Source organism: Bradyrhizobium canariense (assembly GCF_019402665.1).
Taxonomy (GTDB): domain Bacteria; phylum Pseudomonadota; class Alphaproteobacteria; order Rhizobiales; family Xanthobacteraceae; genus Bradyrhizobium; species Bradyrhizobium canariense.
Genome location: NZ_VSST01000005.1, coordinates 63,767 through 76,651, shown reverse-complemented (window position 1 = coordinate 76,651; position 12,885 = coordinate 63,767). Strand labels below are relative to the sequence as shown.

The 12,885-nt window shown below is 66.3% G+C and carries 14 protein-coding genes; 7 read left to right on the top strand and 7 right to left on the bottom strand.

Annotated features, from left to right (window positions below):
• Window positions 1-7: 7 nt before the first annotated feature.
• Both modB and modC read left to right on the top strand, forming a co-directional pair.
• The gene (modB, locus tag FXB41_RS02215) at window positions 8-703 is read left to right on the top strand and encodes a molybdate ABC transporter permease subunit (RefSeq protein ID WP_007597781.1); all 696 of its coding nucleotides are present in this window, start codon (window positions 8-10) and stop codon (window positions 701-703) included.
• A gap of 2 nt (window positions 704-705) precedes the next feature.
• Complete coding sequence (gene modC / locus FXB41_RS02210; protein WP_219679129.1) at window positions 706-1,368, top strand: molybdenum ABC transporter ATP-binding protein; 663 nt, start codon at window positions 706-708, stop codon at window positions 1,366-1,368.
• Between the two features lie 92 nt (window positions 1,369-1,460).
• On the opposite strand, the gene FXB41_RS40445 is transcribed toward modC, so the two are convergent.
• The 3 genes from FXB41_RS40445 to FXB41_RS02195 form a co-directional block, all read right to left on the bottom strand.
• Complete coding sequence (locus FXB41_RS40445; protein WP_246648522.1) at window positions 1,461-1,745, bottom strand: GntR family transcriptional regulator; 285 nt, start codon at window positions 1,743-1,745, stop codon at window positions 1,461-1,463.
• On the bottom strand, window positions 1,746-2,006 hold the full coding sequence (locus FXB41_RS02200) for a PepSY domain-containing protein (protein ID WP_018460075.1): 261 nt from the start codon (window positions 2,004-2,006) through the stop codon (window positions 1,746-1,748).
• A 335-nt stretch (window positions 2,007-2,341) separates the two neighbouring features.
• Window positions 2,342-4,135: a potassium/proton antiporter gene (locus FXB41_RS02195; RefSeq protein ID WP_219679127.1), complete on the bottom strand. Its 1,794-nt coding sequence runs from the start codon at window positions 4,133-4,135 to the stop codon at window positions 2,342-2,344.
• Between the two features lie 210 nt (window positions 4,136-4,345).
• On the opposite strand from FXB41_RS02195, the gene FXB41_RS02190 reads away from it, so the two are divergent.
• Window positions 4,346-5,662 carry a mechanosensitive ion channel family protein gene (locus FXB41_RS02190; protein ID WP_219679179.1) on the top strand — a complete coding sequence of 439 codons (1,317 nt, stop codon included), beginning with the start codon at window positions 4,346-4,348 and terminating at the stop codon, window positions 5,660-5,662.
• Between the two features lie 121 nt (window positions 5,663-5,783).
• A complete protein-coding gene (gene map, locus FXB41_RS02185) occupies window positions 5,784-6,602 on the top strand; it encodes a type I methionyl aminopeptidase (protein ID WP_007597786.1) in 819 nt (272 codons plus the stop codon).
• Window positions 6,603-6,615: 13 nt separating this feature from the next.
• Here map and FXB41_RS02180 read toward each other — a convergent pair whose 3' ends face one another.
• The gene (locus FXB41_RS02180) at window positions 6,616-7,212 is read right to left on the bottom strand and encodes a bifunctional transcriptional activator/DNA repair enzyme AdaA (RefSeq protein WP_007597788.1); all 597 of its coding nucleotides are present in this window, start codon (window positions 7,210-7,212) and stop codon (window positions 6,616-6,618) included.
• Window positions 7,213-7,344: 132 nt separating this feature from the next.
• Between FXB41_RS02180 and FXB41_RS02175 the strand changes: the two genes are divergently transcribed.
• Together FXB41_RS02175 and radC are read left to right on the top strand one after the other, a co-directional pair.
• The gene (locus tag FXB41_RS02175; protein ID WP_219679125.1) at window positions 7,345-8,286 is read left to right on the top strand and encodes a DMT family transporter; all 942 of its coding nucleotides are present in this window, start codon (window positions 7,345-7,347) and stop codon (window positions 8,284-8,286) included.
• Between the two features lie 93 nt (window positions 8,287-8,379).
• On the top strand, window positions 8,380-9,096 hold the full coding sequence (gene radC / locus FXB41_RS02170) for a RadC family protein (RefSeq protein WP_007597792.1): 717 nt from the start codon (window positions 8,380-8,382) through the stop codon (window positions 9,094-9,096).
• Here radC and FXB41_RS02165 read toward each other — a convergent pair.
• Window positions 9,093-9,413 carry a YMGG-like glycine zipper-containing protein gene (locus FXB41_RS02165; protein ID WP_007597793.1) on the bottom strand — a complete coding sequence of 107 codons (321 nt, stop codon included), beginning with the start codon at window positions 9,411-9,413 and terminating at the stop codon, window positions 9,093-9,095. The genes radC and FXB41_RS02165 overlap by 4 nt on opposite strands.
• A 162-nt stretch (window positions 9,414-9,575) precedes the next feature.
• The gene (locus FXB41_RS02160; protein ID WP_219679124.1) at window positions 9,576-9,950 is read right to left on the bottom strand and encodes a hypothetical protein; all 375 of its coding nucleotides are present in this window, start codon (window positions 9,948-9,950) and stop codon (window positions 9,576-9,578) included.
• 253 nt (window positions 9,951-10,203) lie between these two features.
• On the opposite strand from FXB41_RS02160, the gene FXB41_RS02155 reads away from it, so the two are divergent.
• Complete coding sequence (locus tag FXB41_RS02155; RefSeq protein ID WP_007597795.1) at window positions 10,204-11,592, top strand: peptidoglycan-binding protein; 1,389 nt, start codon at window positions 10,204-10,206, stop codon at window positions 11,590-11,592.
• Here FXB41_RS02155 and FXB41_RS02150 read toward each other — a convergent pair.
• Window positions 11,589-12,866 (bottom strand): RNA polymerase sigma factor, encoded by a 1,278-nt coding sequence (locus FXB41_RS02150; protein ID WP_219679122.1) that lies wholly within the window; start codon window positions 12,864-12,866, stop codon window positions 11,589-11,591. The two genes, FXB41_RS02155 and FXB41_RS02150, sit on opposite strands and share 4 nt — an antisense overlap.
• Between the last annotated feature and the right edge of the window lie 19 nt (window positions 12,867-12,885).

Below are 12,885 nucleotides of genomic sequence, written 5' to 3'. Positions count from 1 at the left end.
CGATTTGATGCTCGACATCTCTCCCGCCGAATGGACGGCGATCCTGCTCTCGCTCAGGGTCGCCGTGATCGCAACGCTGGTGGCAACGCCGTTCGGCATTGCGCTGGCGTGGCTGCTCGCGCGGCGTGAGTTCTGGGGCAAGTCGGTGCTCGATGCGCTGGTGCATCTGCCGCTGGTGCTGCCGCCCGTCGTCACCGGATATCTGCTGCTGCTCACTTTCGGCCGCCGCGGACTCGTCGGCGGCTTCCTGGCGGACCATCTCGGCATCGTCTTCGCCTTCCGCTGGACCGGTGCCGCGCTTGCCTGCGGCCTGATGGCGTTTCCGCTGCTGGTGCGTCCGATGCGATTGTCGATCGAGGCGATCGACCGCCGGCTCGAGCAGGCCGCCGAGACGCTCGGCGCCACTCCTTTCAAAGTGTTCTTCACGGTGACGCTGCCGCTGGCGCTGCCCGGCGTGCTCGCCGGCATGGTGCTTGGCTTTGCCAAGGCGATCGGCGAATTCGGCGCCACCATCACCTTCGTCTCCAACATTCCCGGCGAGACCCAAACGATTTCGTCCGCGATCTATTCGCTGATCCAGACCCCGGACGGCGACGCCGCCGCGGGACGGCTCGTGATCGTCTCGATCGTGCTGGCGCTCGGTGCGCTGATTGCCGCCGAATGGTTCGCCCGCCGCGCCACCGCGCGCCTGCACGGGAATTGACCATGCTGCGTGTCGACATCGAAAAGCAGCTCGGCGAATTCTCGCTGTCCGCCGCCTTCGCGAGCGAGGGCCGCGTCATCGGCCTGTTCGGAGCGTCGGGCGCCGGCAAGACCTCGCTGGTCAACATGATCGCGGGGCTGCTGCGGCCCGACCGCGGCACCATCGTGATCGACGGCGAGACTGTCGACGACAGCGTGGCCGGCATTCATGTCCCGACCTGGCGCCGTCGCATCGGCTATGTGTTTCAGGATGCGCGGCTGTTTCCGCATCTCAACGTCGCGCAAAATCTCGACTATGGCAGGCGGATGAACCGCCTCGCGCCCGATCCGGCGCAGCACAAGCGCGTCATCGAGCTGCTCGACATCGGCGCACTGCAGGGTCGCCGTCCCGGAAAACTCTCCGGCGGCGAGCGGCAGCGGGTCGCGCTCGGCCGCGCGCTGCTGTCGAGGCCGCGCCTGCTGCTGCTCGACGAACCGCTCGGCGCGCTCGACGAGGGCCGCAAGCTGGAGATCCTGCCCTATCTGGTGCGGCTGCGCGACGAGGCCAACGTCCCCATGGTCTATGTCAGCCACGACGCCGCCGAGCTGCGCCAGCTCGCGACGCAGATCGTGATGCTGAAGCACGGCCGCGTGACGTCGTTCGGCGGGGTGAAGGTGCTGACGTGAGGGGCGGTTGAGCAGGCAACGGATGAGGCAAGCCGCCGGCCCACCCTCCGCCGTCGTCCTGGCGAAAGCCAGGACCCATACCGCGTGATCTATCAGCGGCAGGTGGTGTGCGTACCAGCGAAGAAAACGTAACTGCCCGTGTTCGCAAAACTACTCCCCGGGGTAATGGGTCCTGGCTTTCGCCAGGACGACGTTGGGGCGGACTCGTAGACCGAGACCATCACCGAGGACCGGCTGAGCAGATCGGCGAGGAAGTGCGACAGCTCCGCATTGCCGAGCGCTTCCACCAGATGAACGTGGAGCGCGCTCGACAGCCGCACCGAGGCGACGCGGTCGCCGCGCGTTGCGGCGGCGCGCTCTGCTACCGGGAACCGCAACTACCAGCCGCGATCGACGTTGCGCACCTCGCCCGTTCGGGCGTCCACGTCGACCTCCATCCAGCGGCCGGCGCGATCACGGCCTTCGATCTGCCATTCATCGCCTAGGAACTCGGTGTGCGAGACGGTCATGACGCCGATATCGGTGGCGACATCGAGCGCGACCTGCATCGAGATCTGATCTCCGGTGTCATAGGCCATCGCGGGCGCGGCCGATCCGAGGCCGATCGCAACGATCGCCGGCAAGATGAGCTTTCGCATGGATTACTCCTGTCAGCTGCGTTTACGCCGCTAAGAACGAGCGGCATCGCGGAGCGTTCCGGGAGCGGCGGTCACGAAGACGCGCAAATCTTCGGCGGTTGCGGCGATTTGGTGGCGGTTCCCGCGCTGTCGCCACGGACCCCGCCGTCGTCCTGGCGAAAGGCAGGACCCATTACCCTAGGGAGAAGCGGGTGGGGCAGATCGTCACCACCAGCCTTCGCGAAACAGCTGGCGGTGGTTATGGGTCCTGGCCCCCGTGCGCAATTGCGCACTAGGCCAGGACGACGAAGAAGCAGACGTGCGCTTCATCAATGACCGCCGACGCGGATGTAGCGTTAAACCCCCGCCACCGAGCTCCACAAATCCGCGAGCTTGCGCCGCAGGACCTGCATGCGCGTCAGCGGGGCGGGGGTTTCCTCATCTTCCGGCAGGCGCAGGCCGACGACGTTGACTCGGCCACCGGAGATCGAGCGCGCCACAAGCACGATCGGATCCAGCACGAGCTCCGCCCCCTCTTTCGGCGCGCGGTCGAGATGGACGTCGAAATAATCAGCGAGCGTGTGCCCGCTCTCGTCCTCGCCGACCTTCACGCCGTAGATCTCCGCGAGCTCGGCGAGCGTGTGCTCGCCGGAGACCATGAAGTCGCCCAGCAGATGCGGGTCCGGCGCCGAGCTCGGCTGCATGTCGACGAAGAAGCGGTCGAGCGATTCGGCCTTTTCCGGGGGCGCCAGCAGATAGATGTAATCGCCGGGCGCGATCGGCTCGGCTTCAATCGGCGTCAAGATGTTCTCGTTGCGGATCACCAGCGTCGGCTTCGACCAGGACGGGATCAGGCCGCGGCGAAAATACAGGCTCTTGGACCGCACCGGATAGCCGACGAGCTGCTGCTCGAGCTGGCCGGGCAGATCCAATTCGACACGGCGCGGGCCACGCTCGGCGCGCGGCAGCGCCACGTGCAGCTTGCGCGCGGCCGGCGCCAGCGTCCAGCCTTGCAGCAGGAGCGAGATGATGACGACGACGAAGGCGACGTCGAAATAGAGATAGGCCTTCGACAGCCCGACCAGCATCGGGATCGAGGCCAGGAAGATCGCGACCGCGCCGCGCAGACCGGTCCAGGCGATGAAGATCTTTTCGCGCCAGTTGAAGCGGAACGGCGCCAGGCACACGAACACCGCGATCGGCCGCGCCACCAGCATCAGGACGAATGCGATCCCGACCGCCGGCAGCACGCTGCCGCCAAGCCGGCTCGGCGAGACCAGCAGGCCGAGCAGCACGAACATCACGATCTGCGCGAGCCAGGTCGCGGCGTCTAGGAAGGCCACCACCGAATTATGCGCACGCGTCGGCCGGTTGCCGATGATAATACCGGCGAGATAGACCGCGAGGAAGCCCGAGGCGTGCATGATCTGCGAGCCGCCGAAGATGACGAGCGCGGCGGTGGTGACAAACGGCGCATGGAGGCCCTGCGGCAGCGCGACCTTGTTGAGCGCGATGACCACCAGACGCCCGCCGATCACCCCGACGACGGCGCCCAGCACGGCCTCCTGGGCGAACTCCATCAGCACATGCGCGGCCGTGCCCGTTCCGAGCGAGATGTATTCGACCAGCATCAGGGTCAGGAAGATCGCGAAGGGATCATTGGTGCCGGATTCGACCTCCAGCGTCGCCCCGACGCGCGGGCGCAGGCGCAGGCCCTGGGTATGCACCAGCAGGAACACTGCGGCCGCGTCAGTCGAGGCCACCACCGCGCCGACCAGCAGCGACTCCGTCCAGTTGAGGTCGAGCGCGTATTTAGCGAACGGCGCCGTGATCAGCGCGGTCAGCAGCACGCCGACGGTCGCGAGCACCATGGAAGGCGCGAGCACGGTGCGAATGCTGGCAAATCGGGTCCGCAAGCCACCATCGAACAGGATCAGTGCGAGCGCGACCGAGCCGACCAGATAGGTGGTTCGGACGTCGTCGAACTGCAGCTGTCCGGGACCGGAATCGCCCGCGAGCATGCCGATCGCGAGGAAGACGAGCAGAAGGGGCGCGCCGAAGCGCAGCGCAAGCAGGCTTGACAGGATCCCGGCCAACACCAGGACGGCGCCGAGCAATATGGCGAGGCTGACAGTGTCGAGGGAAGCCATCCACCTTCCGGGTACGAAATCGCTGGAATTGCATCCTTATCGTCGGCGGACTCCCACGCCAACCCATTTTCTCCCGCTCGCGGCAATCTGCCCGCATTTTGCGGCCTTAACGCGCTTTACTTAGCGGTGTATCGGTGGCCCGGCCGGGCCCTTTGTGGGATTCTCCGGCGCGCTCGAATCAATGCCTCCCGCCGCTCCCCGACGAGACCGATAGACATGGACCTCAAAGACTTCATGGAGTTCGTGCAGACCACCGCGCGCAGCGTCGGGGCCGAAATCTCCTCGCCCTGGTTCTACCTGCAGTTCGGGCTCATTCTGGCCGCGGCCGGCATCGCCTATGCCGCCGAAGCCGCCGTTCGCAGCCGGGTCGACATCACCTCGCTGGCGATGCGCTGGCCGCTGCCGCTCCGGCACTTCGCCCGGGTGATGGTCTCCAGCGCCTCGACGGCGGTGTTCACCCTGCTCGTGATCATCTCGCGCGTGGTCATGTACCACGCCACCTGGCCGAGCCGCTCCTATCTGCTGATGGTCGCCGCCAAGCTCGGCCTGGCCTGGCTCGCGGTCCGGCTGGTGACCTCGGTGCTGCGCAACGCCTTCATCGTCAAGCTGGTGTCGATCACGGCCTGGTTCGTCGCGGCGCTCTCGATCCTCGGCCAGCTCGATGCGACGGTCGACCTGCTCGATTCCTTCGCCATCGTGCTCGGCGGGCTGCGGCTGACACCGCTGCTGGTGATCAAGGCCGGCGCGCTGCTGCTCATCGCGCTCTGGCTCACCAACATCGCCAGCAATTTCGCCGAGAGCCGGATCAACTCGACCACCGATCTGACCCCGTCGGTACAGGTGCTGCTGGTCAAGATCATCCGCATCGGCCTGCTTGCGGTCGCGATCGTGATCGCGCTCGGCACGGTCGGCATCGATCTCTCGGCGCTCGCGGTGTTCTCCGGCGCGGTCGGCGTCGGCATCGGCATCGGCCTGCAGAAGATCGTCGCCAATTTCATCTCGGGGATCATCCTGCTCGCTGACAAATCGGTGAAGCCCGGCGATCTCGTCACCATCGGCGACAACACCGGGCGAATCAGCGCGATGAAGACGCGCTATATTTCCGTCGCCGCGGGCGATGGCCGCGAATTCCTGGTGCCGAACGAGGATCTGGTGACGCAGAAGGTCGTCAACTGGACCTACACCGACAAGAACACGCTGGTGAAGATCGCCTTCGGCACCAATTACGACGCGGACCCGCGGCTGGTCTGCAAGCTCGCCGCCGAGACCGCGGCCGCGCATCCGCGCGCCCAGAAGGGCAAGCCGCCGAATTGCATCCTGACCGAGTTCGCGGAAGCCGGGATGAAGTTCTCGCTGACCTTCTGGATCGCCGACCCCGACGGCATGGACAACGTCAAGAGCGACGTGATGCTGGCGCTGTGGGACGCCTTCAAGCGCGAGGGCATCCGGGTTCCCTACCCGGTCCGCGAAATCCGCGTCCGCGGCGGTGCCCTGCCGGTGGAAACCATCATGGAAGTCCCGAATTAGGCCAGCTTAGGGGCGCAAGGCAGGCAGGCCTGACTTGCATGAAGGCGCGCAATCATTAAATTGGGGCGCGAAATCAAGCCTTTCCGCCGATATCGAGCCCACCTCAGAAGATTGCGCCCGCATGAGCTACGTCGAAGCCTCCGATACCTCCCTGCGCAAGACCGGACAGATCAAGCTGCATGGGCCAAGCGCCTTTGCCGGCATGCGCAAGGCGGGCGCGCTGGTGGCGAAGTGCCTCGACGAGCTCACCGACATCGTCGGGCCCGGCGTTCCGACCGAGCGCATCGACCAGTTCGTCCGCGACTTCGCCTTCAGCAACAATGCCTATCCGGCGACGCTGATGTATCGCGGCTACCGCTATTCGACCTGCACCTCGCTCAACCACGTGGTCTGCCACGGCATGCCTGGCGACCGTCCGCTGAAAGAGGGCGACATCGTCAACATCGACGTCACCTTCATCGTCGACGGCTGGTACGGCGATTCCAGCCGGATGTATGCGGTCGGCCCGATCGCGCGCAAGGCGGAGCGGCTGATCGAGGTGACCTATGAGGCGATGATGCGCGGCATCGCCGCAGTGAAGCCCGGCGCCACCACCGGCGACATCGGCCACGCCATCCAGAGTTTCGTCGAGCCGCAGGCCATGAGCGTGGTGCGCGATTTCTGCGGCCATGGCCTCGGGCGCATGTTCCACGACGAGCCGAACATCATCCATATCGGCCGGCCCGGCGAAGGCGTGCAGCTCAAGCCCGGCATGTTCTTCACCATCGAGCCGATGATCAATCTCGGCAAGCCGCATGTGAAGATCCTCTCCGACGGCTGGACCGCCGTGACCCGTGACCGCTCGCTGTCGGCGCAGTTCGAGCATTCGGTGGGCGTTACCGCCACCGGCGTCGAGATTTTCACGCTGTCGGAGCGGCACGGCGAGAAGCAGATCGGGTGATCCCACCGCGCGCTTATCGCGGCCGGCGGAACGACGACGGCCGCCGCTTGTAGGTCGCGGCAAAGGCATCGTTGAATCTGCGAACGCTGCCGAAGCCTGCGGCGAAGGCGATCTCCGCCAATGTCATGCTGGTCTGGTCGATCAGGCGCTTGGCTTCCTGCACGCGCCGCGTCGCCGCGATCTCGCTCGGGCTCGCCCCGGCATGGCGCATGAACAGGCGGAGCAGATGGCGCGGCCCAACGCCAAGGGCTTCTGCAAGCTCCGCCATGGATGCACGATCCAGGAAACCTTCATTGATCAGGCGCACGCCGCGCGCAACGGTGCTCGCCGTTCCCATCCAGGCCGGCGACCCCGGCGCGGTTTCCGGCCGGCAGCGCAGACACGGGCGAAAGCCGGCACGTTCGGCGGCGGCGGCGGTCGGATAGAAGGTGACGTTTTCGGAGCGCGCGGGGCGAACCGGGCAGACCGGCCGGCAGTAGATCCGCGTCGAGCGGACACCCGAAAAGAACAGGCCGTCGAATGCGCGCGCACGCGCGAGGCGCGCGCGATCGCAAGTGTCCCAGTCGAGATGCGGTGGCAGCGTCTGCCGATGTTCCGAACCTGTCGCCATTGCGCGACAATAATGCCCGCGCTGCACGCCGAGTAGCCGAAATCGGACTCGGTCGGGCGATGAGGTCCGAATCCAGCCAGCCTGCGCCGCCGCGCCGGATCATGGTCCCGGTCCATCCCGGAGCAGATTCGCATGAGCCCGCAGGCGCAACACACGACAGAACAAACCACTCTCGCGCTCGATATCGGGCTTCTGCTGCTGCTCTCGCTGATCTGGGGCAGCTCGTTCACGCTGATCAAGGTCGCGGTCCCGACGATCCCGCCCTTCACGATGGTTGCCGCGCGTGTGACGATCGCGGCCATTCTCCTGATTGCGGTCGCTCGCGCGCAGGGACACGCCCTTCCCGGCCGTGGATCGGTATGGGCGGCTTTCTTCGTGCAAGGGCTGCTGCAAAGCGCCTTGCCGTTCACCCTGATCAGTTGGGGCGAGATGCATATCGCAAGCGGTCTTGCCGGCGTGCTCAATGCGACCCCGCCGATGTTCGTGCTCGCGATCGCGTTGATGACCGGGCCGGGGCGGCAAGCCATGAGTAGCCGGAAGATCATCGGCATCGCGCTCGGGCTTGCGGGCGTTGCCCTAACCATGGGCGCCGACGCGCTCTCGGGGATCGGCACGACGGCACCGCTGGCGCAGGCGGCCGTGCTGTGCGCGAGCCTCTGCTACGCGCTCGCACCGATATGGGGACAACGCTTCTCGGGCCTGCCCGCAATCGTCACCGCGGCCGGCGCCATGAGTTGCGCCGCAGCGCTGATGCTGCCCGCGGCCACCGCCATCGAACGGCCCTGGACCCTCCCGCCACCGCCCGCGAGCGCGATCGCAGCGGTCATCACGCTCGCGATTGTCTGTACGGCCCTTGCGATGGTGATCTACTTCCGCTTGATCCGCATGCTCGGCCCGCTTGGCACGACCAGTGGGAGCTACCTGCGTGCGGGCTTTGCCGTGGCGCTCGGCACCGTATGGCTCGGCGAGCACTTCAGCTGGTCCAGCCTTGCCGGCATGGCGCTCATTCTTGTCGGCGTGGTGGCGATTACGGTGTCCCCGCCGGCGCACAGCGCCAAGAAGCCGATAGGCTGAGCCACCATCTTCTGGGCCAGCTGTCGGGACCAGCGCGCCGCAGGCGCAATTGACGGTTGCAAAAACGATTACCCGCAGCAATGCTGGCGGCCGATGCCCGCCAAGACCGACCATGACAAGAGCAAGCCGGAGGACGCGCCGCCGCACTATCTCGGCCATCGCGAACGGCTGCGCGAGCGCTTCTACAGCGCGGGTGCGGACGCGCTCAGCGACTACGAGCTGCTGGAGATGGCGCTGTTTCCGGCACTGCCGCGGCGTGACACCAAGCCGCTGGCGAAGTCGCTGATCAAGACCTTTGGCTCGTTTGCCGAGGTCGTGCACGCGCCGGTGGCGCGCCTGCGCGAGGTGGACGGCGTCGGCGAATCCGCGATCCACCAGCTCAAGCTGCTCGCGGCGGCGGCGCACCGCGTCGCCAAGGGCGGGGTCAACAGCCGCAACGCGCTGTCGTCCTGGAACGAGGTGATCGACTATTGCCGCACCAGCATGGCGTTTGCCGAGAAGGAGCAGTTTCGCCTGCTGTTCCTCGACAAGCGCAACCAGCTCATCGCCGACGAGGTGCAGCAGACCGGCACCGTCGATCACACCCCGGTCTATCCGCGCGAGGTGATCAAGCGCGCGTTGGAATTATCCGCGACCGCGCTGATCCTGGTGCACAACCACCCCTCAGGCGATCCCTCGCCCTCGCAGGCCGACATCCAGATGACCAAGGCGATCATCGACATCGCCAAGCCGCTCGGCATCGCCGTCCACGACCACATCATCGTGGGCAAGAGCGGGCATGCGAGTTTGCGCGGGATGCGGTTGATCTAGTAACAATATCGCGGATCGACCGGGACATAGGAGCCGTCCCGGCGCTGCATGTAGCAGCCGCGCTGATAGGCGTAATAGCCGGAGCGGCGGCGTTCGCCCTCGGAGGCGATCGCGGCGCCCGTGCCGGCACCGACGACAGCGCCGATGGCGGCTCCGCGGCCTCCGCCGATGGCGCCACCCACGATCGCTCCACCGACGCCGCCGAGGATGGCACCGCCAATTGCGTCCTGCGCCGCCGCTTCATGAGCCGGCATCGCGATTACGACCGCCAGACATGCCGCGATAGCGAAACTTCCAATGCGAAGACCTCGAAGCATGCTCGCCCTCCCCTGTGGTCAGACGAGTCATAGCGCCGCAACCGGATTCGGACCAGAAAAATCACCATGCCGGGACCCGGCACGTCTCGCGATGGCGTCGGAGGCTCGGCTCGAAGGCGGCTCAGGCCATGCCGCGTGCGCCGCGCGGCCGGATGCTTCATCTCATGCATCGACCCAGCGCTGCACGGCCTCGGCGGTGTCGGCCGGCGTGGTGTTGAAGCAGATCGCCGCATCCGGCGCCAGGCGGTGGACGAGGTTGAGCACCTTCTCGAACAGCAGCAGGCGCTCCTTCGGCTCGCGCAGCCCCGCGCCGATCACGATGCAGTCGAAATTCTCCTCGCGCAACGCCGCCGTGACGGCGGCTTCCGCCGCGGCATCGAGATCGATCAGGCAACTCGTGACCTCGTAACCGAGATCGCGCAGGCGCAGCAGCTGCGCATCGATATAGTTGCGCACGAGCTCCGGCGTGAGCTGCGGGAATGCGCTGTAGTCCGCATTGCCGGGTTCGATGCCGATCGCGAGGACGCGCGTGGTCATGCAGGGCTCCTTGGCCGGACTGTCTCGCGTCGCTAACGGGGCAGCGGCCCTGCCGGTTCCCTCGCGGGCGGCCGCCCTGATCCCGGTCCTGCCGCTCATTTTCCCGGCGAGGTTGTAACCCACTTCACACGCGGCGCCGCGGCGGCCTGCCAGACTTGCGGGAGATCACGCTGGCCTCACGCCCTGATCACGGCACCTGGTTCACTTCGTCTGACGCGGAGTTGCGATAGTTCATTCATTGTGGGAGCGGAAAATGATTTCATTCGAGAGTTTGAAAAGCGAATACGAGCGCAATTGGTCCAATCTCGAGATCCGGCCTTCGCGCCTGTCCGACGCGAATGCGGTCGCGCGCAAGGCCATCAACGGCAAGGCGACCTATCAGCAGATCGAACGGTTGACCGGCGTCCCCTGGCATTTCGCTGCCCTCTGCCATTACCGCGAGTCCAATTTCGATTTCGACACCTATCTCGGCAACGGCGAAACGCTTCATCGCGTGACGGCGCTCGTTCCGAAGGGGCGCGGTCCGTTTGCCACGTTCGTGGACGGCGCCGTAGACGCCTTCAGGATCGAGAATTTCGTCGGCGCTCACGACTGGGGGATCGCGCGGATTCTGTTCCGGCTCGAAGCGTTCAACGGCTTCGGCTATCACGCCAAGGGCTGCAATTCGCCCTATCTCTATGGCGGTTCGACGCTGTATGGCCCGCCCGAGGCAAGGGCCGGCAAATTCGTTCGCGATCACGTGTTCGATTCGAACCACGTCGATTCCCAGCTCGGCACCGCGGTAATCCTGCATGCCATGATGTCGCTGGATTCCTCGATCACCCTCGACGACAGCCCGCAATTCGCGAGCCGCGCGGAGCCGGAAGACGACGCGGCGTCGACGATCGTTCTCATGCAGCAGGCGCTCAACAAGCTCGGCGCCAATCCGCCGCTCGCCGAGGACGGCATCAGCGGACCGAAGACCAGAACCGCGGTCTCGCAATTTCAGCAGCAGAACGGCCTGAGAGATACCGGACTTCTCGACGGCGCCACGGTCGCCGCCCTCACGCGCGCGACGCAGTCGGCCCCCACCGGACCGACCGGCGATGTGTCCCGGATCATGAAGCGGCTCGAGGACCTCGCGCAATTGCTGCGGCCGCCGGTCGGCGGTGTGACGCCGGCAACGACTACATCGGGCAATACACTGCCCGCCACCAATGATCCGATCAGCCTGTTCGAACGGCTCTTCTCCCTCGTCAACAAGACAGCCCCCATGCCAGGCCCCCTCACCCCGACCAGCACCGCTCCCGTCGACCAGTTGAAGCAGGTCGTCGACCTGCTCGGCACCTTGCTCAACCGGGACGGCAAGCCTGTCCTCGGCCAGGTCAATGGCGCGCTCGGCGATACCATCGGCAAGATGCTCGACGGCAAGAAGACTGCGCTCGGCATCGGCGGCTCGCTGATCACGGCGCTGCTCTCGTCGGTGACGGCGAGCCCCAACGCGGGAGGCATTGCCGGGTTGCTCGGGACGCTCGTGTCGGCGGTGCCGGGCCTCGGCCAGTTCGCGATGCCGATCTCGCTGGCGCTCACGGCCTGGGGCATACTCGGCAAGATGGAGAAGTGGGCCCAAGGCACCGCGCCGCCGCCCAGGCCGACGACCTAGAGACACTGGTCGCGCAGCGCCGCGGCGCGACGCTGCATCAGCGCGCGCTCACGCCCATTGGTCGCAAGAGTAGCGGCAGCTTCGAACGCCAGCAGCGCCTCTGCGAGGCGCCCGAGCTTTTGCAGGAAGTCGCCACGAACCGCCGGCAGATGATGATAGGCCGTCAGCGCCGGCTCGACGGCGATTGCGTCCAGCACGTCGAGCCCGGCTTGCGATCCTTCCGCCATGCCGACCGCGACCGCGCGATTGAGCTCGATGACCGGCGAGCGCACCAGAAGCGCCAACGCGGCATAGAGCTGCGCGATGCGCCGCCAGTCCGTGCCTGCAGCAGAATCCGCCGCCGTGGCATGACACGCCGCGATTGCGGCCTGAAGCGCGTAAAATCCTCCGGCGCCGCCGAGCTCGCAGGCACGTTCGAGCGACCGCAGGCCGTGACGAATCTGCAATTGATCCCAGAGCGTGCGATCCTGGTCCATCAGCAGAATGGGATCACCATTCGCATCGGTGCGCGCACGCGCACGCGAAGCATTCAGGTCCATCAGGGCGATGAGGCCGTGAACTTCCGGCTCGTCCGGCGCCAGACCGACGAGCACCCGGCCCATGCGCAACGCCTCGTCACAGAGCTGCGGCCGCAACCATTCCTCTCCCCGCGCCGCGAGATAGCCCTCGTTGAAGATCAGATAGACAACCTCCAGCACCGAGGCGAGACGCTCCGACAGAGCTTCGCCGCTCGGGGTCTCGTAGGCGAGGCCGGATTCCGACAGCGTTCGCTTGGCGCGGACGATGCGCTGCGAGATCGTTGCTTCCGGCACGAGGTAGGCGCGCGCAATCTCCGATGTGGTCAAGCCGCAGATCATGCGTAGCGCCAGCGCCGCGCGGGCTTCGCGCGACAGGATCGGATGACAGGCCGTGAAGATCAGCCGCAACAATTCGTCGCCGATGTCGTCGTCGAGCGCGGCATCGAAATCCGGCACGGTCGCCTGCTCCTGCAACATGTCCCGCGCCAGCATGTCGTGCTTCTCCGCGAGCATCTTGCCGCGGCGCAAATGATCAAGCGCGCGGCGCCTGGCAGCGGTCATGAGCCAGGCGCCGGGATTTTCGGGCACGCCGACGATGGGCCAGGATTCCAGCGCCGCAACCAGCGCGTCCTGGGTCAGCTCTTCCGCCAGCGGCACGTCGCGCAGCATCCGCGACAGCGTGGCTATCAGCCGCGGCTGCACGACGCGCCAGGTGGCGCGGATGACACGATCGATGTCGGTGTCGGCGGCCGTCATCGCCGCCGAAGGAGACGAG

Excerpts from the sequence above, each read along its gene's own strand:
- map (WP_007597786.1), top strand. The coding sequence starts at position 5,784 with ATGAGCTACGTCGAAGCCTCCGATACCTCCCTGCGCAAGACCGGACAG.
- modB (WP_007597781.1), top strand. The coding sequence starts at position 8 with ATGCTCGACATCTCTCCCGCCGAATGGACGGCGATCCTGCTCTCGCTC.
- FXB41_RS02160 (WP_219679124.1), bottom strand. The coding sequence starts at position 9,950 with ATGACCACGCGCGTCCTCGCGATCGGCATCGAACCCGGCAATGCGGAC.
- FXB41_RS02155 (WP_007597795.1), top strand. The coding sequence starts at position 10,204 with ATGATTTCATTCGAGAGTTTGAAAAGCGAATACGAGCGCAATTGGTCC.
- radC (WP_007597792.1), top strand. The coding sequence starts at position 8,380 with ATGCCCGCCAAGACCGACCATGACAAGAGCAAGCCGGAGGACGCGCCG.
- FXB41_RS02175 (WP_219679125.1), top strand. The coding sequence starts at position 7,345 with ATGAGCCCGCAGGCGCAACACACGACAGAACAAACCACTCTCGCGCTC.
- FXB41_RS02195 (WP_219679127.1), bottom strand. The coding sequence starts at position 4,135 with ATGGCTTCCCTCGACACTGTCAGCCTCGCCATATTGCTCGGCGCCGTC.
- FXB41_RS02180 (WP_007597788.1), bottom strand. The coding sequence starts at position 7,212 with ATGGCGACAGGTTCGGAACATCGGCAGACGCTGCCACCGCATCTCGAC.
- FXB41_RS02150 (WP_219679122.1), bottom strand. The coding sequence starts at position 12,866 with ATGACGGCCGCCGACACCGACATCGATCGTGTCATCCGCGCCACCTGG.
- FXB41_RS02165 (WP_007597793.1), bottom strand. The coding sequence starts at position 9,413 with ATGCTTCGAGGTCTTCGCATTGGAAGTTTCGCTATCGCGGCATGTCTG.
- FXB41_RS02200 (WP_018460075.1), bottom strand. The coding sequence starts at position 2,006 with ATGCGAAAGCTCATCTTGCCGGCGATCGTTGCGATCGGCCTCGGATCG.
- modC (WP_219679129.1), top strand. The coding sequence starts at position 706 with ATGCTGCGTGTCGACATCGAAAAGCAGCTCGGCGAATTCTCGCTGTCC.